The sequence below is a fragment of the Sphingobacterium paludis genome (assembly GCF_004364125.1).
Lineage (GTDB): Bacteria > Bacteroidota > Bacteroidia > Sphingobacteriales > Sphingobacteriaceae > Sphingobacterium > Sphingobacterium paludis.
Genome location: NZ_SNZV01000007.1, coordinates 20,235 through 42,714 on the forward strand (window position 1 = coordinate 20,235; position 22,480 = coordinate 42,714).

Here is a 22,480-nt window from a genome sequence, read left to right on the forward strand (position 1 = left end):
TAAAGCAGGAGATTACCCCCAAAACGTCAGCAGCTTTTAAAATTGCGTCCATTTTTGATCGGAGCGTGACGAACGTAATACGGTATCGATAAACTTCATTCCTCTTACGCCATCTTCCACTGTAGGGAAGTCTAGCATCATTTCATTCGGTTTGCGCTCGTTAAGCCCCTCGAGCAACGTGGCGGCAAAATTCCGGTAGATATTTGCAAATGCTTCGATATAACCCTCCGGATGCCCGGCCGGAAGCCTGACATTGTGCTTAGCAGCATCGGTGAGGTATGCCTGTCCAGCCCGATAAATTTGCGCAGGCGCATCCAGCCATTTTACCAGCAGGGTATTGGGCTCCTGTTGATTCCATTCCATCCCCCCATGCTCGCCGTATACTCTTAACTTGAGCGCGTTCTCTTCTCCCGCAGCAACCTGCGAAGCGGAAAGCGCGCCACGAGCATCATTATCAAACCGCAACAAGATATTACCATCATCTTCCAGACGACGGCCGTCGACAAAGACATGCAGATCTGCACAGATTTTGGTGATTTTTAATCCTGACACGTACTCTGCCAAATGCGCGGCGTGTGTTCCTATATCGCCCATACATCCGCTTTGGCCAGCTTTTTCTGGATCGGTGCGCCATGCAGCAAGCGGCGTATCCGTCTCAATACGTGTACTCAGCCAACCTTGCGGATATTCGACCATAATTTTTCTGATTTTTCCGAGCTTACCTTCGGCAACGAGTTGCCGAGCTTGTTTCACCATGGGATAGCCGGAATAGGTATGGGTGAGGCAAATAAAAAGTCCAGTTTCCCTAACCTTCTCCTGTAATAGTTGGGCTTCTTCCAACGAAAAGCTAATTGGCTTTTCTAAAACGACGTGAAAGCCATGATCCAAAGCCATCATCGCCGGCTCAAAATGGGCGAAGTTGGGTGTCACGATGCTAATGAAATGGATGCGTTGATCCGCTGGGCGTTCGCTTTCCTTCGTTATCATTTCTTGATAGCCTTGGTAAATCCGATCTGAAGCTAACCCAAGTAGTTGGCCTGATTCTACCGCTCTCACGGGATCTGCGCTAAGTGCGCCGCAGCAAAATTCGATCTGCTCGTCTAGTGCTGCTGCCATGCGGTGCACCTCGCCTATAAAGGCGCCCTTGCCGCCGCCGATCATACCCATCCTAATTTTCTTTGTACTCATTTTTATTTCGTTACGTGATACACTGTGTATGGATACTGCACCAGCGCGATTAAGTCGCCCATGCTTTATCACCACGGCTATATGGAACATCGCCTTCATAGCGGCCAGGGATAGCCACGTACCTGAGCGCCTGCGTACAGCCGATCTCTGAGGTGAAATACCCCAATAAGGTCAATTGTTTGAACATCGGGAAATAATGTTTGGTTCTTTTCTCCGCGTCATTCTTTTTTTCATTAAATTCTTTTGCTTCTTTTTCTAGGGTCGTCAGCAACGATAGCCGTTGTTCGGGTGTAGCACCGATAAAAGACGACTGATAGGCTTTTTTGCATTGCTCATCCAGTTCTACTATACCGCTGATGAAAATTTGCTGATCTTCCGGTTCATAGCAATCGCGTACCATACCCGACATAAATAACCCGACATTTGCCGCTTTTGCACCCGGGCTCCGCGTTGTTGTCGGCAAAATGGTATCGGCGACTTCATTCAACAAAGCGATTTGAGATTCGCTAAAGAATAAACCTTGTTCGGTATTTTCTTTCTTACCGGATGTACAGCTTGTTAAAAACATGTTTCCACCGATTACCGCTCCTCCGGTAAGGAGGGCAACCATTTTTAATAATTCTCTACGATCCATAAGGCTATATATTATTTTTCTTGAGCTCACTTACCGCATAATCTGCAGCTCTGGCCGTCATGGCCATGTAGGTCAACGATGGGTTTTGACAAGCAGATGAGGTCATAAACGCACCATCCGTAACAAACACATTCAAGCAATCCCATACTTGGTTCCATTTGTTTAATACAGAGGTTTTGGGATCTAATCCCATGCGTGCTGTGCCCATTTCATGAATACCGTGCCCGATGGCGTGGCCCCCATCCCAGCTTCCTACATTTTTGGCTCCGGTTTTCTCCAGCATTTCCATAAGCTCGCTCTGCATGTCTTTACGCATTTTCCATTCGTTGTCTTTGAGCTCTGCATCCATAGCCAGCACAGGCAACCCCCACTTATCTTGTTTTGTTTGATCAAGTGAAATTTTATTTTCATGATAGGGCAAGATCTCGCCGAAACCTGTCGCACCGACCGACCATGCTCCGGGCTCTGTAAGCGCATCTTTGAAATTGCCTCCTAAACTTAGTTCGGCAACGCTCCTGCCCCAGCCTTCGCGACTTGCGCCTCCTTGGTAACCAAAGCCCCGCAAGTAGTCCCGTTTGTCGCCGCCCAGATTGACGAACCTCGGTATGTAGAAACCATTGGCCCGTCTGCCGTACGTATATTTGTCTTCATAGCCTTCCATAACACCGCTTGCGCCAACGTTATAATGATGATCCATCACGTTGTGCCCTAACTCTCCGCTTGAACTCCCTAATCCGCCAGGCCAAATATCGGTAGCTGAATTAAACAATATCCATGTACTATTTAATGCAGAAGCGCAGAGAAAGACGATCTTACTTTTAATTTCATAGGTTTTATTATCTTCTGTATCTAAAATCTCGACACCCTTGGCTTTTTTCGACTCTTTATCATACAGGACTTTCGTGACGAGCGAATAGGGACGTATGGTCAGATTTCCGGTTTTTTTTGCAGCAGGTAATGTAGATGATTGCGTACTAAAATAGCCTCCAAAAGGACAGCCTTCCCAACATCTGTTCCTATACTGGCAGTTTACGCGCCCTTCAATGGGTTTGGTAAGATTCGCTACCCGACCAATAATCAGGTGTCGTTTAGCATCATACGCTGTCTTTATCCGTTGCGCCATGTCTTTTTCTACGCAGTTCAATTCCATGGGCGGCAGAAATTGCCCATCGGGCAAATGGGGGATGTTTTCGTTTGATCCACTTATGCCAGCAAACTTTTCTACATAATCGTACCATGGTGCTACGTCGGAATAGCCAATAGGCCAGGGAACAGCGATACCGTCTCTCTCATTGGCTTCGAAGTCCATCTGACTTAGGCGGTAGGATTGCCTACCCCATAAGATGGATCGTCCACCCATTCGATAACTACGCCACCAAGTAAATGGCTTTATTTCGGTGTATGGGCTGTCTTCTTCATTCGCCCAACCATCCATCACTACTTCTGAAGCGGCCCATCCACGGTGTATAACGGGATATTTTTTCTTTTGCTCGGGCGTTGTTCTTCCGCGATGCGGAATATCCCAAGGGTCTTTGTTGGCTGTTTTGTAATCTTTGACATGATCATAAGGGCCGCCACGTTCCAATAATAAAACTTTTAACCCTTTCTCACATAGTTCTTTCGCAGCCCATCCGCCACTAATACCGGATCCGACCACAATGGCATCATAAGTGATATTTTCCATAATATATTCCTGTATAAAGTTTCTCCTTTATGGCCTTAGAGGCGCGCTCCTGTAAGCGACAGACTTCATGGCAAGTGAAGAACGAAAATGTTTCATCGCTAAAAGTTACATGACCATTGTTTTTTGGCCCCTCCGCGTCAACGCGTTTGCCTATCTACGTCGCTAGGTTATTCTCTATCTTTCCGCCCTTTGCAACGTAGGTATTTACTACCGCTAACCGGGACTAAGCTGCTATTTGAACGACGCCATACCTGCTTTTTTATATAAAGCGATACGCGCCCGAATTCGCTATTAAGCCAAGTCAACCGGTTGCATTATTTGCCAGAAGCTAATTTTCGCATATGCAGCTATTCTTTCAAAAAATCTGTACTGTCATTTATAAAATCGGTTGCTCTTCTCAATATCTCAGGTTTCCCCCTAAGTAATTAAACGCAAGGGTTAACAATAATAGTATTTTTATTTTAAAAAAACGATGGTAAGTAAAATTTTTTACTGATCCGGCATAATCGTGCCGCCAGTATCAAAAAAGCTGGGCGAGGATAAATAAGAATCAAGGGGGTAACTATGCGGAGTGCGATGGAGGTTTTGTAAACCGGCGGCGGTTAACGAAAAATACAATGGCGACAAAGATGCCATCCTCAGACCTTGTCCGAGGATATCGCAATCTTGTACTTTTTATTTTTCGTCTAGTCTGCTTTAGGCTTATGAACTTTTTTAAATTTCTTTTTTCTCTGTACAGGTTTACTTGGTCGTTTCGCTTTCGGCTCGTAAACTGGGCCAGCAGGAAATCCTTCCGGGAGTTCTTTTTTTGGAACTTCTTTTTCAATCAGTCGCTCAATACGCCCGAATCGCGATTGATCTTTCTCATTTATAAAGGTGATCGCCGTACCTGTTGTTGCAGCTCTGGCCGTTCGCCCAATACGGTGAACATAGTCTTCCGGATCTGGTGGTACATCAAAATTGACAACAAGACTGATGCCTACAATGTCGATACCGCGAGAAATGACATCCGTGCCGACCAAGATCCGTAAGCGCTTCGCTTTAAACCGGTGCATGACTTCTTCCCGTTGCGCTTGTTCAAGATCAGAGTGGAACCCTTCGGCAGAGAGCCCATTTTTTATAAGCTCGCGCGTGAGGCGTTTGACGAGATCCTTTTTGGAAGCGAATATAATGACGCTTTCATACATCGGATTCTCCAGAATGCTTTTAATAAGCGCTATTTTATTATCGTCATAGACAAGGAATGCCTGTTGATCAATTCCTTCACTAGGTTTGGAAATGGCCACATTGATTTCTTCTGGATTCAGCAAGATTTTCTTTGCCAGTGTTCGAATTTTCGGTGGCATAGTTGCGGAGAAAAGCAGGCTTTGCCTCTTCTTGGGCAAATAGCTGATGATGCGCATAATGTCATCGTGGAATCCCATATCCAGCATACGATCAGCCTCATCAAGGATAAGATGTTCTACGTGCGTAAAGTCGAACTTGCCAGAGGTCATATGCGCCAAAAGACGACCAGGTGTCGCAACGATAATGTTAACGCCTTCGCGGATAGCACGCTTTTGTTGCTCGTAGCCCATGCCGTCGCCGCCCCCATACACGCATATGGATGTGGCACCCGTGAAGTAGCCAAATCCCATAATCTGCTGGTCTATCTGTAGCGCCAACTCCCGAGTAGGCACCAAAATCAACGTGTTCACACGCTCTTGCGGATTGTTTGCTATCCGGTGAAGCACCGGCAGCAGGTAAGACGCTGTCTTACCGGTTCCTGTTTGTGCACAAGCTATTAAATCGTGTTGTTTTAAAATGACAGGGATGGCCTGCGCTTGTATGGGTGTGGGATCGACAAACCCCATGCTATCTAGGCCCTCTTCTAAAGTGGCAGAGAAACCAAATTCGGTAAATTTCAAATTATTGTATCGTTTTTTTAAAAGTACCGGAATATTTTAAATTTCACAACATATATCCCATATATAATTTCTACAACTTGCCCATTTCCAAGCATGACATATACAAATCGAAGCTCGGTTCCGCAAGCGAATCGAAATAAAAATAAACTGTAGCTAGTGTAAGCTGTTATTTAGGCGGAACAATTTTAGTAATCAATGACGCACTATATATCGTTACTCTCGGAAAAGATGCCTTCCTGGACCTGGAACCTTTTGGTTATTCTATTTGCGCTTTTGATGGGAATTCTTATCAAAGCGATTGCGGTTCCCTTGGTCAAAAAGCAATCATCAAGTTACACCAAGTATTCGGTCATACGATCTGTGATACGGCATTTCAGTAAAATATTTAGCTTTTTCATTCCGCTGCTGGTTTTTAATGCACTCCTCCCCTTCACGCGCTTTAATACAGCAACCCATCTTGTCGTTAGCAAAATCACGGAAATACTTTTTGTTGGGTGCTTTGCTATTCTTATCATCCGCATTATCCGGGTGTTCGAGGACTACCTGTACCACCGCTTTGATATTAGTAAGGAGAACAATCTTCGGGAGCGAAAGATCCGAACGCAGATTGTATTTATTCGGAAACTGCTGGTCAGTATTATTATATTGGTTGCGCTTGCGATTGTATTATTGAGTTTTGATAATATGCGAAAGATCGGGGCAGGTTTACTTACTGGCGTTGGGATTGGTGGTATCATCATCGGTTTTGCCGCACAAAAATCACTTGGAAATTTGTTAGCCGGCTTTCAGATTGCATTCACGCAGCCCATTCGTATGGATGATGTGTTGGTTGTGGAAGGCGAATGGGGGCGTGTGGAGGAGATTAACCTCACGTATGTCGTCGTAGCAATCTGGGACAAACGCCGGTTGGTACTGCCGATCAACTATTTTATCGAGAAGCCCTTCCAAAACTGGACGCGGACAACGGCCGAAATATTGGGCACCGTATTCTTGTATACGGATTTCGCGGTGCCGATTGATAAGCTACGGGATAAGCTTACCTCGCTTTTACAGGCCAACAGCTTGTGGGATGGACAGGTTAATGTGCTTCATGTGACCGATTTGCGGGAACACACCATGGAAATACGATGCTTGATGAGCTGTCGCAACTCGGGGCAGGCTTTCGAGCTCCGAGCCCATGTTCGGGAAGAAATGATTAAATACATCAGCACAAACTATCCCGAGAGCTTATCGCGAACCCGGGTTAGCCTATCGACGAACGATGGCAATAGCCCATTGGTCAATGACCACACCGTGTGATCGTAACGAGCCGGCCAAACGTCTCTATCGTTTGGCCGGCATAAAATCCGTCGTTATTTGTTTGTGATCAGCTTTCTTAACTGATGGATAGGCAGATCAATAGTCGTTTCCTCTGAAAGCGTTCCTTGTATGCCCCCTACCCGCAAGCTATCCAACGATACGATGTTTTCTCCCTGTGTATGCAATTCGAGCGTATGTATTGAACCTCCGGGTGATCGATTGTCAAAAACGACCTTCGACCGTTCCGATTTGATCTGCATCTTATCAACCTTGGGTGTTTCGATACGGAGATCAGAGCGGACGAGGTGTAATGTTGCATTTCTTATGGTGCCCATGGAGGAAGCCGCTTCTCGCGTTGGACTACTCATGTTTAGCGATGAATTTCTCATCTCGACAACGAGTTCCCCGATAGCAGATTCTGGCGAAAAGCGCAATTCCGTCACGCTGTCTGCCTGCACAGTGAGGCGCTCTGTATCGACTTCGATATTCGCGCCGACATGTTTCAAGATCAATTCTTGGGCACTAGGGGTGAAAATATAAATAATGTTATGATAGAAATAAGGCTCATCGCCTGTTATCGATAGTACTCCCTCTGCGTTTACGGTGGTCTTAAAATATGACGCCTTGTTCTTATCTATCTTGACGGCATACTTATCGCTCTTGACAAAAATCAGGTTAACGCTGCCGGGCCGCTCAGCGCTGCCCAATACCTGTACTTTTTGAAATGCGGTTAATGCCGTGGTCTTTAAATACTGGTCTTCCTTGTCTATTTGCGTCGCTTCGGCATGGAAAGTTTTGGAATATTCATCGATCCCAACACGACCTCGGCTAACGGTGTACGAAAGTATAGAAAAGGGAAGAATGAAGATCGCTATCGCGAGTGTGATCAATAATTTTGAGCTAGTTTTCATTTGTATAATTTGTCTTTTAGTGGCCAAATGGCATATTCCTATCAATTTTTAAAAACATGCGTATCCACGGGTTAATTAAAATTTTCGTCAACAAAATCCTGATATCGTTTCTTCAGTTCCTCCAAGGAGATATCAAGTAAATAGATGTTTCGGAATACCTGAGGAAGCTCATCTTCAAGAAAAATGTTCTTTCGATATGTTTGCACCTGTTTTAACGAATCTTTTGTAACAAAAAAACCTACACCTCTTTTATTGGCTATAATTTCCTTTTGTTGCAAAAGATCATAGGTTCGCATCACGGTATTGGGGTTTACTTCCAACTGCACGGCGAGCTCTCGCACAGAGGGCAATTTCTCTTCCTCCTTCCAAGTGCCTAGCATGATGTGCTCGCAGATATGTTCTGCGATTTGTATATAAATAGCCTTATTGTCGCTAAACTCCATTTAGACCTCCTTTTCTTTTAAGCGGAAGAACCCGATAACCCACAAGAAAACCGTGAGGAAGATACCGATCCCCAAAATCAACCGGAAAATAGCCAAGTCATCATTCCAAAATCCGTTATCCGTTACGGACATCGTATCGCGTGTTATTAGCTTCATCAGGTATACTAGACTTATGGTCCAGACGGCGATATAGATGATAACAGAAATCGCGGTTTTTATATATTGAAAGTTTTGGAACGCTATGGATCCTAACAGAAAAATGGCGCTCAACAAGCAGGGTAAAAAATAGAAGTATGGCAATTGTGGCGGGAAGTCTTTCATCGAAAGATAGGGGATTTTGCTATCGATAACCCCATGCCCTACCGCTGAAGAACTGTCTGATATAGACTCGGCTAAATTTCTAAAATACAGCACAAACCCAACATCAATAACGATGTACATCACGATGTAGGAACCTATCGTTACCACTAAACTAAAGAATAGGGCGGTTATAAATTTTTCGAGGCGGGAAGCAGGGATGAGTATTTCGAAGATCGCTTTTGGCTTCTGCCCCAGGTCAGAAAAATACGTACCTGCTATGATGGTTACAAAAAGTAAACCGAGAAAGATGAACAGTATTGGCCTAAACGATAATAGATCGTTGATAAAGCCGGGCTCAGCGGATAGATTGTAAAAAAACTCTTTTACAGCGTAGCCATAAAAAGCGGCTATCACGCCCGCAGCGATCCCTAACGACATGATATAAATTTTACCAAAGCTTATCCATTGCCTATTGATTAGAGACATTAATCTGCGCATATCAAGTGATTCAGACATATTCAGGTTTATTTAAGAGGTTCGTAATTTGTTCTTTGCGCTGTGTTACCGCGTTGAAAAGCAGTTCAAGATCCAGTTTAGAATCTTCCGCATGGTCGTTACGCTGTAACGTGTTGTACCCGCCCAGGGCGCTTTCTGCATACAGCACCGATTCAGAAAGCTCCTTCGTTTTTTTAAAGCAAAATTTCGTCGTGATATCTTCTACGGAAGCGTTTAATGCTACGCGGTACTCATCCAACAAAATAACGGCATCAATGAGGTTATCGAGATCACGTACCTGATGCGTAGATATCAGCACACAGCGATCTTCCGTCAGTGTCGCTGCCATAATTTTCCGGAACTGCGCCTTCGAAGGGATATCTAAGCCATTTGTTGGTTCATCCATAATGATGAGCTTGGTATTTGTTGCCAACCCAAAGGATATCAGATATTTCTTTTTCTGTCCGTAACTCATATCGGCAAGCTTTTGTGTCACGGGAATTTCGAACTCCCGCATCAGCTCGTTGAAATAGGCTTGGTCAAATTTGGGATAAAAGGGTGCATTGGCCCGCACAAATTTCTCGGAGCGGACGGAAGGCAAGTAAAACTCCTCTGGTATAAAGCTGATTTCGCGCAACAGTGATGGTTCCCGTTTTTGAGGATCTTGCCCGAAGACGCTGATCTTGCCTGCATGTGGAAAAACGAGCCCCGCAATATTCTTCAATAGCGTGGATTTTCCTGCGGCGTTTTTTCCGAGAAGGCCATAGATATGCCCCTGTTTGAGTTGCAGATCCATCTGTTTAAATAGCGGCCGGCTTTTGCTGTAGCTAAAATTAAGGTTTTGGATAGTTATCATACTAGTGTACTATTTAAATAATACACTAATGTAGCAAAGATTTTGTGAATGTCAATATTTTGTGAAAAAAAAATCTCGCTGCGGTATGCAGCGAGATCGTGATGTATAACTATTTTGTTAAATCTTGGAAGATATTAGTCTTTCTTTTTCGCATCGCGCTCTTCGATATACTTTCCGTAAAGTGGCTTTTGCTCATCCGTCAACTTCTCAATAATCTTCGCGTCTGCATTTGCTTTTAATGTTGTCGCTTGTTGTTCAGCAACATCTTTAGCGATAGTTGTGTCTGATTTGAGCGCCCATTTCGCTTTTGTATGCTCGAGCACGATGTCGTAGACTTCCGTCTTTTGTTCTGGTGTCAACATCAATTTCTCTGAAATCTTCTCGACCTTCGCTTTTGCTTTATCTTCAGGACTGCCCTCTTGAGCGAACGTAAGTGTCAGTGCAAATACTAAACTTAAACCTGTTAAAATTAACTTTTTCATACCTTAATTATTTTGATGAAATATTCTATTTATAAATTCTTTTCTTTTTATCAAACGAATAAAGGTGCGGAATAGTTTGAACTGTGTATCCATTATGTTACAAATTAACACTCTTTAACATGTTATTCTCGATGCTCCGGGATTGATATTGCAGTGGCCACAGCGGCTTACGGGGGTAAAAAAGAGAAAGGTTTCCATCCGGGCGAATGGAAACCTTTCAAAACCAATTATAACTTGCCGCCATGCTCATAGCGGCCTGAATTATGAACTTCCAATTTCGGGACATTTTTTTATATATGCAAATTTTATTTTAAAAATGTTTTCGTTTTTGGCGATTAGCTACGCGAAGATATGGGGCTTTGCCGCTGGCTAGTGGAGTACACTGTTGGCATGAGTACGCTCGCGGGCAACATGCGTTTCGCACTTTTATTCGACCAAAAGGAGTAAAAACCCCGATGGCAGACTAACGCGAGATTTATGTAATGCGCACCACATCACCTTCTGTTATATTTCTTTTCAAATGCATCGCTGGCACCATTAACTCCATTGGCCATATTTTCAAAAGCGCCGTTGATATTGCTCAACAATGTCGCTTCCGTCTCGGGATGGTCTGCTTTGGCTTGTTTGCGCATGTTGATCAATTTTGGATAGTCATCGGTAATAATTTTTGATAACCTTTTAAGCCGTTTAAAACGGCTCGCTGATAAAGCGTATCGCCATGAAAATCACCCAGCTCTTCTATCTTTTTGATGTCTCGATCAATGGATGCTTCCCACAGCTCGCAAATCTCTTCTGCTTTCCGGTAATCGGCTGTATTCACCGCTGTATTCATAGCAGAGACGTGCTTTTCGCTGTTATCGATAATACGCATGATTGTATTATTATAGGTGACTGCGTTCTCCAAATCGCTACAACTTGGCAAGCTCAGCGCAATTACGCTTATGCAGCGTACAAAAAATGTTTTTATCATTGGGTTTAATATTAAATTTTGCCCTATTTTGTTTCTATCACACACGTAAAGTACGGCATAGAACGTTTAATATCGTGTAAAATTAACCGATAGCGGGATATGTTTTTATCACCGAAAACAGTGATTTATTTACTTTACATTACAAAAAAACCTATCACTCCGCAATCAGCTAACCGTTACATTATTTCATCAGAAAATAAGTTTAACCAAAAATATTGTTTAAAAGGAATTAATTGTATATTGCGCCACATTTAACAAATAATCAAACTAAATATTGCTCAAATAAACATAATAATTCATTTAAAATTAACATACAAACTCTGTGACACACAAATTAAAACTACTTTACTTGACAATTGTCTTTTTATGTATTCAGCCTTATTATTTAAAATCTCAGGAACGTAGCCGCGAAATAGGGATACAAACGGATAACGATGCATATTTATGGTATGGGCAGGATCGTTATTACACCAATGGTTTGTTTATTTTTTATCGACAGAGTATGGATCAAAGTAAGCTTGAGGGTAAAAAACTACACAAGATAATATACGAAGTGGCGGTAGGCCAGGAAATGTACAACCCCTACTCTGGCTATGCCCCAACAAGGATGTTACATGACCGGCCATTTGCAGGCCACCTATTCGCCAAAGGGCAGCTTAACCTTTTCTACACAAACGAACAGGTCTTGAAAGTAGGACTGAGCCTAGGAACGGTAGGTCCTAATGCATTGGCGCAACAGGCTCAGGAGTTACTTCACCGAACCTTTGGCTTTTATTATCCTGACGGGTGGGACGGTCAGATAGGCAATGCTGTCGCAGTAAACCTACAATCTACCTACGCAACGCTCCTTTTCCGTGCGAAGAATGAATTTGATATTTCTCTTGAAGGCCATTTGAACGTCGGAACCACCTTTTCAAATGTAGGGATTGGTCCTTTATTTAGAATCGGAAATATCAACCCACTTTATCAGTCAGCGCATTACAACGCAACAATAAGCCGCAACAGCAGTATACCAAAGCGGGATAAGCATGAGTTTTATCTTTACGCAAAACCCCAGCTCCGCTATGTCGCCTATGACGCTACCGTACAGGGAAGCCTTTTTACAAACAATAGCCCACTAACTTTTGACATGCGTCCACTGGTTTTCGAGCAAAAAATAGGCATCAACCATTCTAGCGCTCGATTTACGATAGACTACGCGCTCACCTTCCGGTCAAAGGAAATAAAAAGCCCTGCGAGACACCACCAATATGGCAGTATATCTTCTTTCTATCGCTTTTAGCGCAGCATGCAGCAAAAACTTCACACATAGCGGTTGACGTGTGGAGCAAACATACTTGCATTAGCTACGAAAATAGCAATACGGTTATAATCGGATAAGTCAATATTATTCTGCGTTCAAACGTGAACGTAGTGGCTTATCCCTTATCGAATTTCGTGCAGAAAATAAATCTATATTTCTATTGAAATATCCTTACTTTAGTCATCTTTATTCAAATCGCCAAACTAGATATTCTAATCCATGCAATTCATAGCTTTTTATGCATATACCGTCATCTGGTTTTTATGTTGCGGAACCTTTCAATCGGCCAACGCTACCGAACATGCGACGCAAGCTCCAGTAGAATCACCATCAAAAGAACTATATCATAATGCAGACCTTCATTCGATGCAAACTGAATCCGGAGGCATCTGGGTAAAAGGTATTATACCTACGCATCTCCGAGGCAAGTCCCTCATTCTCCAAATTCCCTCGGCAAACCTCCACGACTATGAACTTTTCTTACACGAGGAAGGCGAACTTCGCAAGCAGTCTACGGTAGATGTGACATCACCGGTACATGCCCCAAGTAGATTTCCGCGCTTCCATATGCAAAGCACCGATTCGATTTACATCTTGCATTTTCCGGATCGAACACTCAAGATCGCAGAGGTTCAGCTTGAAGAACGCGGAGCATTCACCAGCTCGGAGTCCATGCGTTTCTTTCGCATCGGACTGTATTATGGTCTCGCTTTGATGTCTATTGTATTTAATTTTGTTTTCTATCTGATATTTAAAGACCGCCGCTTTATAACCTATTGCTTGCTGTTGCTTACCATATTCATAACATTCTTTTACGAGGATGGTATGTTTTACTTTTTTTCCGATGGAAAATGGACGCTAGACTACCTGATGGTATGGAACAATTCGATCACCGCATTGATCGCTGTCCCGTTTACAATGTACTTCCTGGATCTACAGGCATTTTTTCGTCGGTATAAATCGTGGTATCAATACGGCACGGTCTTGCTGTTGTTAGCGGCGCTACTATATACCTGCACGGACATCTTGTTTTTTTATGCCATGGTGTATATACTTTGCTTTGTTATTGCCGGATCCTGTATTGTTCGGGCTGCCATGCGGTTTCGAAAAGATGTATATGCGCGATTCTTAGTATTGGCATTTGGTTTGGTCTTGCTCACCGGAATTTTGTATGTTTTGTACACCCATATCGATTCCCACACCTTTTCTTTTTTTGATTTGGGCACCTTTCGCTTGATAAGTGCGTTGGAGATTATAAGCGTTAGTTTTGCCATCATTTATAAGGTTCGTGCGCTTCAGGACGAAAATGAAAAAAATCGGCGTGAGCTTGACAACTACCTTCGGTTCATCCATCAGGAAACACCCGCTGATGAGGCTTCACTAGGGTCTATCACAAGTCCGATTGACGAAAACCAACAGTCAGACGCCAAGAAATATGCTGTAAGCGAACGTTTGAAAGATCTACATGATCTTACTGAGCGCGAGACGGAGGTGTTATTGTGCATATGGGAAGGGCTGACGAATAAAGAAATTGCCGATAAGCTGTTCATATCGGTTAGCACCACAAAATACCATATCGGCAATCTATACGTCAAACTCGATGTAAAAAATAGAAATCAGGTGCAAACGCTTCGGGAGTAAGTGGCAAGGAAGAGTCTTTACCAGCTATGGGGTATTTCTATTCATGACATAACGCAGTCGGCTGGCTCAATTTCAGCAACCACCTCTCGTTTTAAGCAAATACACAATCAGACTATGGCTTAAAATAAAGAGATACACAACTACCATCATCCAACAAAACATTAACCCAATATAAAGATAGATCGAAGGTTTTGATCAGCACTTTGTATATAATGCGTCAGTTGAAGATTATTTCAGGATAAAAAAGCTATCTTTACCCCCGTAAATTTGCTCATTTTTTTAAGTAGAACAACATATACTTTTAAAAAACGCTAAGCGGTGATGCTTTATTATAACAGGAAAAATTGACGTATTCATATGGTTATATTTCAACATTGCTGGAGGATTTTGACTAATTTCTGGCTTAAAGTTGACTCTTTTGGCTTAACGACGGATATGTCTTATCTGGAAGATCGACGAGTTCGTATGGTTAATTTGATTGCGGCGTGGTCTTTCATCTGCGCTCTCTTTTACAGTATCGTGAATCTGGTGACCGATATTCTTATCCTTACCGCCGTCGACCTGACCTATTGTGTGCTCGTTCTATTCGTTTTTTACTTTCATCATCGGAAACGGTTTAAGCTAGCAAGAATATACTTATCGGTTATTACGATACTATTTTTGGGGACCATAAGCTATTTCTTTTATCACATTGCCGAGTATTATCTTTTTTGTGTCCTTATCGCTGGAATCTTAGTTTTTCATGATAAGCAAACACACGTACTGATCAGCATCTCTCTGGTATTGGCTATACTCATTCCCAAAGCTTTTTTTAGTGACTTTTCACCGGTAGATCCGCTTCCGCAAGCAAGGTTATTATTTAATCTTCCATTAGCCGTTTTTTTAATCTTTTTTATGGTTCGACATTTTAAGCATATCCAGCAGAACTATCAAGATGAGATAAAAAAGCAGCAACAGCACTTGGAAGTTCTTAATCGAGATAAAGAGCAGCTTTTTGCAATTATTGCACACGATATACGTTCGCCACTTGTTGCAACAAGCCAGATACTGCAGCATGTAAGCAACGAAGTGACCAGCGAAGAATTTAGGAAACAGTCTCTGTTACAGGTAACATCACAACTGCGTGTTATGACAGAAAACGTAGATAACCTGTTGCATTGGAGCAGCCAAAACTTACAAGGACTTATCAGTAGGCCTGTCAGTTTTAATTTGCACACGCTACTCCTAGATGTTCTTAAAAGCATGGAAGCGCAACGTAAGGCAAAGCGAATACAAACCGTTATCGATGTACCTGTCGATATTTATGTCTTCGCGGATTCCGAGCAGATTCACATCGTTCTACGAAACATTTTGAGCAATGCATTTAAGTTTAGCCATAAGCAAGGCGAAGTAAAGATTAGTGCAAAAAAAGCAGACGCTGCTATAAAGATTGCTATCGAAGATTGGGGCGTGGGGATGTCTAAGAAAAAGGTCAAAAAACTTTTTAATAATTTACAGCTGCCTAGCTACGGTACATCTGGCGAGCGCGGCACAGGCTTAGGATTGGTATTGGTGAACAACTTGATACAAATAAACCGTGGCGAGATCAAGGTGTCAAGTGTGGAGAATGCCGGCACCACGATCTTATTGAAATTCCCCGCTGTTGAGTCCTTATGATACATTGCCTCATTCGTAGCGGTAGCTCAACTCAACTACCTTCCTACACCTCCTCGTCATATTTCCTTCAAATGAATTTCATCTCGGTCGCTTTATGGATCAGCGAAGCTGCGTTGCTGACATTGAATTTCTGCAGCAAATTTCTTCGGTGTGTTTCTACCGTGAGTTTGCTGATGAACAACAGGTCTGCGATTTCAGGTGTTGTCTTGCCTTCTGCTAAGAGCCCCAACACTTCTTTTTCTCTGGGTGTCACAACCGGAATCTCCTTCTGTCGGTCCTCCATGGCAAACTGCATTTCCTTGCTAACGACTTTTTGATCGTTGTCTATATCGTGTATAGCCTGAATGAGTTCATTTGCTGCGATATTTTTGAGCAGGTAACCCGAAGCGCCGCTTTGAAGCATACGGTCTGCAACACTGGCTTCGTTCAAATTGCTGATCGCTACGACGTGCGTGGCCGGATGTTTTTTCTTAATAGCTAGGGTAGCATCGATGCCATTCATGTCGGGCATATTGATATCCATAAGCACAACATCCACTGTTTCAATTGCTAAAAACTCCAGCGCATCCAGTGCCGAAATAAAACAGCCTTTCAGGTTGATAGCTTTGCTGTTGCGCAGAATAAACTGAAGCCCATTCAGTACCAAAGGATGGTCATCAACGATGATGACGGAAATAACATTATCCATTTAAATCAATATCGATATGAAAAGAAGCGCCTCTTCCTATAACGGAATCGACTTCCAATTGTCCATTAAGTAGTTCCACCCGATTACGAATGTTTGATAGGCCGATACCGCTGGGCGTTTCCGGCTCAACGTGGTAGAGAAAGCCTTTGCCATTATCTTCCACGGAAAGATAAAAATGGCCGTCATTTTCATTGCATTGCACCCAGACCTTTTGTGCTTCGCTGTGTTTAACAGCATTTGTCAGCAACTCTTGCACGATTCTGTAAACAGAAATCAAGAAAGACTGGTCGTAGTCCGTGCGTAAATCTCGCGCTTCAAATTCAATATCTAACCCTTTATGGCTCATAGCATTGCAAAGATCCCGTAATGCGGCCTCCAAGCCCATGTAGAGTAGCGATTCGGGCATCATATTTCTTGCGACGCGCCGTAACTCGTTAACCGATTGATCCAACTGATTTATAATGGTGTACAGTTCCATATCTGTTTCCTCCGTTTGCTGTCCAAATTGTTTTTCGTCTGCCACAGCAGACAGTTTTAATTTTACACTTGCTAACATCCCTCCCAGCCCATCATGCAGATCGCGGGCTATTCGGCTTCGTTCCTTCTCCTGCCCTTGCACCATGGCATTAAATACGCTGATCTTCTCGCGCTGTTGTACATTCTTCAACTCCTGATGTAACAACAACTCCTGCTGTATGGCTAGCTTTTTTCGGTTGCGTAACGTTGTATACCACAAGAGGCTTAACATGGCGAGCAACACACAAGCAAAACCCATAATAATTAACCAATTTTGAGATCGTTTTAGCGAGAGTTGCTGTTCTTGGAACTTTCCCTTCGTGAGCAACAGCTCGTTTTCTCGTTCTGCTGTTTTATATTTTTGTTCCAATCCCAGAATCTTTTCTTCTCCAGCGTGCGCAAAAACACTATCGGAAACGAGCTTAAACTTTTCATACCATTGTGTTGCTTCCCTAAAGTTTCCGGTCAGTGTATGCAAATTTGCGATATGGTAATATAAGGTCTGTTTATTGCGCAACAGTGCCTTACCTTCTACATAGGGCAGGACGTCTAAAAGTGCTTTTTTTGCGTCTTCATATCGCCTGCTTCGCTTGAAAGCTTCATATCGTCCGTAGAATATTTGCGGGAAAAGATCTCTCGAATCCAACTCTTTCGCCCCAACCAATGCTTTATCATAGTGCTCGAGCGATGTCCCGACCTCATTTTTTCGCTCCCAATAACTCCCTTCCACGACGTGGTAAACCGGCATGTAACTTGAAAAGGGAATCACTTTTAACACCGTCTGCGCACTATCGAGAAACTTTCGCGCATTGCCCATATCCTGTTGGTATATGGCATTCCGAGCACCGTTTACAAACAAGGTTAATCGCTGCTCTTCGCTATGTGCTTTGCCTTGCAAGAGCAGCAGCGCCTCTTCGTAGTATCGATTTGCTTTTTCATAGTGCTGCATATTCATCATAGCCATGGCAACATTCTGTAAGTTGTTGCCGAGCAGCACGGAATCACGTATACCTTTTGCCATCGGTATTATTTTCTCCAACAACACCGATACATATTCTTCAGCAAAGCCTTCTCGCTGCAGCAGTGCTCCATAGCTACCCAATCCTCGAATACGGTAGCGAATAGCCTGCTCATTTTTTGGTAAGTTTTTCAGTATGTTATCCGAAGTTAGGTAAGCTTTTTTGGCTCTTTCTGGGTCGGCTTCAAACAGTGTAGAAGCGCGATAAAACCAAAGTAAGCCACGATAATAGGTATCCTTTGCTTTAGGCCCCAACAGGTTCTTGGCTTCGTCGATATATTGAAAAGCTTTTACAGTGTCGTAGTCGCTCCAGAAGAAACTCAGATCAAGCAAGGCTTGCGCTTTCTTTTCTGAATCTGAAAGCGTCGACAAGGTGCGGTACATGCTGTCACCGTAGGTTTTTATACTTTCCCTTGACTGCGCAGAAAGGGAGCTAGCAAAAAAGAAAAGCTGCAATATGCATAATAAGTAGTGAACCTGGCGCATCGTGTTTATTGGCTGTACGTGCTGAATATACATATTAAACACCGGATTAGCAATCCGGAACCATGCCCATGGTTACGCCCGAAGGACTCCAGATCGGAACCAACCGCATCGCACATCCTTCCCCATCATCTGTTTCCATATCCCTCGATGTATCGAAATTCAAATTCAAGACGGCATTTTTGCGAAAGGCGCCGACCTCTTCCAGAAACTGGACCCGCATAGTGACAATGGCCTTTTCACGCTCAAACCGTCCGTTAAAATCCATCGTTTGCGATACATTGACTATGGTCCCCGTCAAATTGTTGCTGCTGATCGAGAATGATGATTTTGGATCGTTTTCTCCGGCCTGAAAATTTTGGTCGCGGTAAGCGCCGCGGATCTTAAAATTTATTTCGCCCTCGTCTCCGAAATCGGCCAAGAACACCAGCGAAACAGAATCTGCTGTTGGCTCGATCAATGCGATATGTGCATCGCCCGCCCAATTGTAATCCACTTGTCCATTCATCGACCGCTGGCCTTTTGCCTCCCCCTTGAACGGCTTTGATCCGTAGAGGGAAACAAAATTTGTATTGTCCAACGGCTCATCAGCTTGTTTGGAACAGCTTGTTATTAAACAAGCTGCAGCTGCAAAATAGCGTATCAAATAGTTTGCCTTCATGATGATGTTATTTACTGAAATTTATCGCCACAGCATTTGTCCTCCGGCTGATTCAATTTTATCCTTATCTTTCCATATAACTGGAATGACTTCCCTAGAGTTCTCCTCAACAGGATCAACATGATACGGACCACCTGTGCTTGGAATAATTTTTAACTGCCAAATATAGCCGAAAGGCCCCGTTTGCCTGTATTCCGTTCCGATCAATATGTGCTTTCCATCCGGTGAGAAAACGGGTTCCGCTTCCTTGAAGTTACTTGTTGTCAACTGCGTTAAGTTTGTTCCGTCCATATTCATGGTATGGAGATGGTTTCCTATCCGTACCACCAACATAGTACCTTGCAGGTTTACCTGGAGATCGCCCCAATCAGCATAATCCATTTGTTTGACCAAGGTTCCGGAATTGTAGGGTGGATCCAAACGGATGATATAGTTCTTATGCTTCATCAATAGGCTATTGTTAGGAAGCCAAAGCACAGTCTGGTTAAATTCAAACTGTTCTCCATTGATATCATGTAGCCGACCAAAAAACTCACCGTTGCGCTTTAATATGGTGATACCATCCTCTTGATCGTTAGATGTTACCACGATCAAACTATTATCGGGCGATAAATAGCCTTTACAAAAGGTGTTTCCTCCCGGGCTATTATACACGAACTCGTCCACAATGCTTCCATCCCCCATATTGCTCGTCGTAAACCGAACATCATACTGCCCTAGCGTACTTGCATTGACAACGGTGAGCCTTAAGTTGCCATCCCGGGATATATCAAAGTTGTTTAACTTCGTATTGTCTGGAATAAACGAGCCACCGGTACCATCTGGCAAGCTCATTTTTAGAATTCCTTCCGTGGCCCAATCGTAATAAATAGTACCGTTTAAGTTGTTTGGGTATTGACCAGGGCCGACCTCGCCCGGGCCATCATTTTTTGAACAGCTTGCCAAGAACAGGAAAGAGCTAAGCAGCAGTAAATAGATCTGGCGCATATCGGGCAGGGGTTCTGTTAGGCGTATCTTTATTTTCTTTACGTTCATTGCTTTACGAATTATGGTATACTGATTAAACAAAATTATTTAAAGGATCTTGGGTAGACAATCCACGAAAACTAGTAATTTATGCATTGGCCAACCTAAAAAGCACGTTAGGGTGTGTGCGCTCTGGTCGTAGCGCTTCATTACCCAAGAAAATAAGTAAAAACCAAGGTGTATCCATCCGTTCATAAAAGTGTAGATTTGGGTGTCAAATACAACGATTTAGAAAACTCTCGATTTAGATATGGTGAATAAGCAAAAAACATGGTTTATAACTGGCGCATCTCGTGGCTTTGGTCTGGCATTGACGAAGCGACTACTGACACATGGTGATCGGGTTGTGGCGACCAGCAGGGATTTGGAAGCTCTTCGTTTAAGCGTAGGAAACGATACTGGCAATTTCCTGCCCCTACAGGTAGATCTGACGTCTGACCTCGCGGTGAGGGAGGCAATAGCCCACGCTATCGAACACTTTGAAAACCTAGATGTGGTCGTCAACAATGCTGGATATGCCTTGGTGGGCAGTGTCGAGGAAATGAGCGACGAAGAGTTTCGCGCTACGATGGATGTCAACTTTTTTGGAACGGTTAATGTCCTGCGGCATTTGATTCCTCATTTCCGATCACGGCGGGCTGGTCATATCATTAACATATCGTCTATTGCCGGCTATACGGGCATTGCGCTAGCCAGCAGCTACAGTGCTTCAAAATATGCCGTTGTGGGACTTACAGAAAGCTTGATGAAAGAAGTTACCCTTTTTGATGTGAAGGTGACACTGCTGGCGCCGGGGGAATTTCGCACAAATTTTATGGACGAGGTTTCCATACGCTATGTCAGCAATCGTGTGCGCGAATACCAACTAGATCAGACGCAACAAGCGTGGACAGAAGCTAGTGGCGAACAGCCCGGAGATCCTGAAAAACTCGTTGAAATTATCGAAGATATTGCTGCAATGGAGATGCCACCACAACGACTGATCTTGGGAGAAGACGCTTATCAATTATTTACAGCACAGCAACGTGTCGAGTCCGAAGACGTGGAGAAATATAAGGCGCTAAGTTTATCGACTAATTTTAATAACGGTTAGCGTAGCGAGATACATCGCTGTCTTGTTTCTGTTGGCGACTGGTAGCTGTCAATGAACGTCTACATTTTATTGTTAAGGATGCGGCTGTGAAGCATCCAGAAAAAAACACCTCCTTTTTGGCCTGGATCTTGTAAGACGACGACTATCAAAAAAATACATAATAAGAATGAAAATGTACAAGAACATCTCCACCGTTTTTTTCGCTGTTTTAGTAGCTATGGGCTTTGCTGGCTGTAGTAACCATAATGACGATATTAATCATCCAGATGGCGATACAATTGAAGCCTCGGCCTTACCTCAGGCATCACGCACAACGCTGAACACGTACTTCAACGATGCGACTATTACTTCGGCAAGAAGGTCAGGCAGCGCAAATATCTATGGTTCTATTTACAAAGCGCTACTAAGCAACGGTTTTGAGATAGATTTTGATAAGGATGGCTTATGGACCGAGGTGGAAAGCGAGAAAAATCTACCGATACCAAGCAAATTTTTCGAAGATCAATTGCCGGAGATTCAAGCTTACATCGAAGCGAACTATGCACGTAGTCATGTTGTCGAGATAGAACGTGAACAATTTGGTTTCACCGTCGAACTCGATAACGGTATCGATCTGGTTTTCGATCGCGAGCAAAGATTCATTGGAATCGATTTAGATGATAATGACGATGATGAAATTCGTATCCCGTTAGAGCAGCTACCTGAAAAAGCGCGCATGTTCTTGAGCACATCTTTTAGTGGTGCGAAAGCAATTACTATCAAAAAAGACCGAGATGATAACGAGACCACCTTTGAAGTTTATTTGGACAACGGTATCAAAGTACAATTCAATGAGGGCGGCGATTGGATCGAAATAGAGAGCAAACGAAACGTCATCATCCCAGCAGCTCTTATTCCTACGACTATTGCAGCGTATATTCTTCAATCGTATCCGGCCTATGCTGTGAAAGAAATCGAGAAGAATCGCAATGGCAGTTTTACGATCGAAATCCAACATACCTCGACAGGACTAGATCTGGAACTCGATTTTGATGCGAATGGTAATTTTGTTCGCGTAGACGATTAAGCCGGTCGTTCTTAACAAACAAACAAACAAACAAACGATTATGCGTGCGGCTGTCACATTGGGGCGGCCGCTGGTATGAAGAAGCCGGGAATCACGGGAGAAAGGGAGTTGGTGAACGGACAAGTGAACTCGAGCACAGTACACAAACAGAAAAACGTTC

General features: G+C 43.4%; 19 protein-coding genes and 1 pseudogene. 6 read left to right on the forward strand and 14 right to left on the reverse strand.

Going from position 1 to position 22,480, the window contains the following annotated elements; all coding sequences use genetic code 11:
* Positions 1 to 36 precede the first annotated feature (36 nt).
* The 4 genes from B0I21_RS14160 to B0I21_RS14175 form a co-directional block, all read right to left on the reverse strand.
* Positions 37 to 1,188: a Gfo/Idh/MocA family protein gene (locus B0I21_RS14160; protein WP_133641140.1), complete on the reverse strand. Its 1,152-nt coding sequence runs from the start codon at positions 1,186 to 1,188 to the stop codon at positions 37 to 39.
* A gap of 49 nt (positions 1,189 to 1,237) precedes the next feature.
* Entirely contained in the window at positions 1,238 to 1,822 is a 585-nt protein-coding gene (locus B0I21_RS14165) for a gluconate 2-dehydrogenase subunit 3 family protein (RefSeq protein ID WP_133641141.1), read from the reverse strand.
* A gap of 4 nt (positions 1,823 to 1,826) precedes the next feature.
* Positions 1,827 to 3,506 (reverse strand): GMC oxidoreductase, encoded by a 1,680-nt coding sequence (locus tag B0I21_RS14170; protein WP_133641142.1) that lies wholly within the window; start codon positions 3,504 to 3,506, stop codon positions 1,827 to 1,829.
* A 686-nt stretch (positions 3,507 to 4,192) separates the two neighbouring features.
* Entirely contained in the window at positions 4,193 to 5,413 is a 1,221-nt protein-coding gene (locus B0I21_RS14175) for a DEAD/DEAH box helicase (RefSeq protein WP_133641143.1), read from the reverse strand.
* Between the two features lie 195 nt (positions 5,414 to 5,608).
* On the opposite strand from B0I21_RS14175, the gene B0I21_RS14180 reads away from it, so the two are divergent.
* Positions 5,609 to 6,712 (forward strand): mechanosensitive ion channel family protein, encoded by a 1,104-nt coding sequence (locus B0I21_RS14180; RefSeq protein ID WP_133641144.1) that lies wholly within the window; start codon positions 5,609 to 5,611, stop codon positions 6,710 to 6,712.
* A gap of 53 nt (positions 6,713 to 6,765) precedes the next feature.
* Here B0I21_RS14180 and B0I21_RS14185 read toward each other — a convergent pair whose 3' ends face one another.
* The 6 genes and pseudogenes from B0I21_RS14185 to B0I21_RS14210 form a co-directional block, all read right to left on the reverse strand.
* Entirely contained in the window at positions 6,766 to 7,623 is an 858-nt protein-coding gene (locus tag B0I21_RS14185; RefSeq protein ID WP_133641145.1) for a hypothetical protein, read from the reverse strand.
* A gap of 71 nt (positions 7,624 to 7,694) precedes the next feature.
* Positions 7,695 to 8,066 carry a GntR family transcriptional regulator gene (locus tag B0I21_RS14190; protein WP_133641146.1) on the reverse strand — a complete coding sequence of 124 codons (372 nt, stop codon included), beginning with the start codon at positions 8,064 to 8,066 and terminating at the stop codon, positions 7,695 to 7,697.
* Positions 8,067 to 8,882 (reverse strand): hypothetical protein, encoded by an 816-nt coding sequence (locus B0I21_RS14195; protein ID WP_133641147.1) that lies wholly within the window; start codon positions 8,880 to 8,882, stop codon positions 8,067 to 8,069.
* Positions 8,875 to 9,717 (reverse strand): ABC transporter ATP-binding protein, encoded by an 843-nt coding sequence (locus tag B0I21_RS14200; RefSeq protein ID WP_133641148.1) that lies wholly within the window; start codon positions 9,715 to 9,717, stop codon positions 8,875 to 8,877. The genes B0I21_RS14195 and B0I21_RS14200 overlap by 8 nt, the downstream gene beginning before the upstream one ends.
* A gap of 134 nt (positions 9,718 to 9,851) precedes the next feature.
* The gene (locus B0I21_RS14205; protein ID WP_133641149.1) at positions 9,852 to 10,199 is read right to left on the reverse strand and encodes a hypothetical protein; all 348 of its coding nucleotides are present in this window, start codon (positions 10,197 to 10,199) and stop codon (positions 9,852 to 9,854) included.
* Between the two features lie 494 nt (positions 10,200 to 10,693).
* Positions 10,694 to 11,169 (reverse strand): annotated as a pseudogene (locus B0I21_RS14210) (LIC11966 family surface protein).
* Between the two features lie 322 nt (positions 11,170 to 11,491).
* On the opposite strand from B0I21_RS14210, the gene B0I21_RS14215 reads away from it, so the two are divergent.
* The 3 genes from B0I21_RS14215 (at position 11,492) to B0I21_RS14225 (ending at position 15,769) form a co-directional block, all read left to right on the forward strand.
* Entirely contained in the window at positions 11,492 to 12,451 is a 960-nt protein-coding gene (locus B0I21_RS14215; protein ID WP_133641151.1) for a lipid A deacylase LpxR family protein, read from the forward strand.
* Positions 12,452 to 12,691: 240 nt separating this feature from the next.
* Positions 12,692 to 14,113: a LuxR C-terminal-related transcriptional regulator gene (locus B0I21_RS20400; RefSeq protein WP_133641152.1), complete on the forward strand. Its 1,422-nt coding sequence runs from the start codon at positions 12,692 to 12,694 to the stop codon at positions 14,111 to 14,113.
* A gap of 357 nt (positions 14,114 to 14,470) precedes the next feature.
* On the forward strand, positions 14,471 to 15,769 hold the full coding sequence (locus B0I21_RS14225; RefSeq protein ID WP_133641153.1) for a sensor histidine kinase: 1,299 nt from the start codon (positions 14,471 to 14,473) through the stop codon (positions 15,767 to 15,769).
* 67 nt (positions 15,770 to 15,836) lie between these two features.
* Here B0I21_RS14225 and B0I21_RS14230 read toward each other — a convergent pair whose 3' ends face one another.
* The 4 genes from B0I21_RS14230 to B0I21_RS14245 are packed head-to-tail and all read right to left on the reverse strand — an operon-like array spanning position 15,837 to position 20,170.
* Positions 15,837 to 16,457 carry a response regulator gene (locus tag B0I21_RS14230; RefSeq protein ID WP_133641154.1) on the reverse strand — a complete coding sequence of 207 codons (621 nt, stop codon included), beginning with the start codon at positions 16,455 to 16,457 and terminating at the stop codon, positions 15,837 to 15,839.
* Positions 16,450 to 18,477 (reverse strand): tetratricopeptide repeat-containing sensor histidine kinase, encoded by a 2,028-nt coding sequence (locus tag B0I21_RS14235; protein ID WP_208292356.1) that lies wholly within the window; start codon positions 18,475 to 18,477, stop codon positions 16,450 to 16,452. The genes B0I21_RS14230 and B0I21_RS14235 overlap by 8 nt, the downstream gene beginning before the upstream one ends.
* A gap of 46 nt (positions 18,478 to 18,523) precedes the next feature.
* Complete coding sequence (locus B0I21_RS14240) at positions 18,524 to 19,135, reverse strand: hypothetical protein (RefSeq protein WP_133641156.1); 612 nt, start codon at positions 19,133 to 19,135, stop codon at positions 18,524 to 18,526.
* 21 nt (positions 19,136 to 19,156) lie between these two features.
* Positions 19,157 to 20,170: a TolB family protein gene (locus B0I21_RS14245; protein WP_133641157.1), complete on the reverse strand. Its 1,014-nt coding sequence runs from the start codon at positions 20,168 to 20,170 to the stop codon at positions 19,157 to 19,159.
* Positions 20,171 to 20,411: 241 nt separating this feature from the next.
* Between B0I21_RS14245 and B0I21_RS14250 the strand changes: the two genes are divergently transcribed.
* Positions 20,412 to 21,254, forward strand: a complete 843-nt coding sequence (locus B0I21_RS14250; protein WP_208292357.1) for an SDR family oxidoreductase — start codon at positions 20,412 to 20,414, stop codon at positions 21,252 to 21,254.
* Positions 21,255 to 21,420: 166 nt separating this feature from the next.
* The gene (locus B0I21_RS14255) at positions 21,421 to 22,320 is read left to right on the forward strand and encodes a PepSY-like domain-containing protein (RefSeq protein WP_133641158.1); all 900 of its coding nucleotides are present in this window, start codon (positions 21,421 to 21,423) and stop codon (positions 22,318 to 22,320) included.
* The last annotated feature ends 160 nt before the right edge of the window (positions 22,321 to 22,480 follow it).

What these genes read in the sequence shown, in the direction of transcription:
- B0I21_RS14160 (WP_133641140.1), bottom strand. Translation starts at nt 1,188, where the DNA reads ATGAGTACAAAGAAAATTAGGATGGGTATGATCGGCGGCGGCAAGGGC.
- B0I21_RS14165 (WP_133641141.1), bottom strand. Translation starts at nt 1,822, where the DNA reads ATGGATCGTAGAGAATTATTAAAAATGGTTGCCCTCCTTACCGGAGGA.
- B0I21_RS14170 (WP_133641142.1), bottom strand. Translation starts at nt 3,506, where the DNA reads ATGGAAAATATCACTTATGATGCCATTGTGGTCGGATCCGGTATTAGT.
- B0I21_RS14180 (WP_133641144.1), top strand. Translation starts at nt 5,609, where the DNA reads ATGACGCACTATATATCGTTACTCTCGGAAAAGATGCCTTCCTGGACC.
- B0I21_RS14185 (WP_133641145.1), bottom strand. Translation starts at nt 7,623, where the DNA reads ATGAAAACTAGCTCAAAATTATTGATCACACTCGCGATAGCGATCTTC.
- B0I21_RS14190 (WP_133641146.1), bottom strand. Translation starts at nt 8,066, where the DNA reads ATGGAGTTTAGCGACAATAAGGCTATTTATATACAAATCGCAGAACAT.
- B0I21_RS14195 (WP_133641147.1), bottom strand. Translation starts at nt 8,882, where the DNA reads ATGTCTGAATCACTTGATATGCGCAGATTAATGTCTCTAATCAATAGG.
- B0I21_RS14200 (WP_133641148.1), bottom strand. Translation starts at nt 9,717, where the DNA reads ATGATAACTATCCAAAACCTTAATTTTAGCTACAGCAAAAGCCGGCCG.
- B0I21_RS14205 (WP_133641149.1), bottom strand. Translation starts at nt 10,199, where the DNA reads ATGAAAAAGTTAATTTTAACAGGTTTAAGTTTAGTATTTGCACTGACA.
- B0I21_RS20400 (WP_133641152.1), top strand. Translation starts at nt 12,692, where the DNA reads ATGCAATTCATAGCTTTTTATGCATATACCGTCATCTGGTTTTTATGT.
- B0I21_RS14225 (WP_133641153.1), top strand. Translation starts at nt 14,471, where the DNA reads ATGGTTATATTTCAACATTGCTGGAGGATTTTGACTAATTTCTGGCTT.
- B0I21_RS14230 (WP_133641154.1), bottom strand. Translation starts at nt 16,457, where the DNA reads ATGGATAATGTTATTTCCGTCATCATCGTTGATGACCATCCTTTGGTA.
- B0I21_RS14235 (WP_208292356.1), bottom strand. Translation starts at nt 18,477, where the DNA reads ATGCGCCAGGTTCACTACTTATTATGCATATTGCAGCTTTTCTTTTTT.
- B0I21_RS14240 (WP_133641156.1), bottom strand. Translation starts at nt 19,135, where the DNA reads ATGAAGGCAAACTATTTGATACGCTATTTTGCAGCTGCAGCTTGTTTA.
- B0I21_RS14245 (WP_133641157.1), bottom strand. Translation starts at nt 20,170, where the DNA reads ATGAACGTAAAGAAAATAAAGATACGCCTAACAGAACCCCTGCCCGAT.
- B0I21_RS14250 (WP_208292357.1), top strand. Translation starts at nt 20,412, where the DNA reads ATGGTGAATAAGCAAAAAACATGGTTTATAACTGGCGCATCTCGTGGC.
- B0I21_RS14255 (WP_133641158.1), top strand. Translation starts at nt 21,421, where the DNA reads ATGAAAATGTACAAGAACATCTCCACCGTTTTTTTCGCTGTTTTAGTA.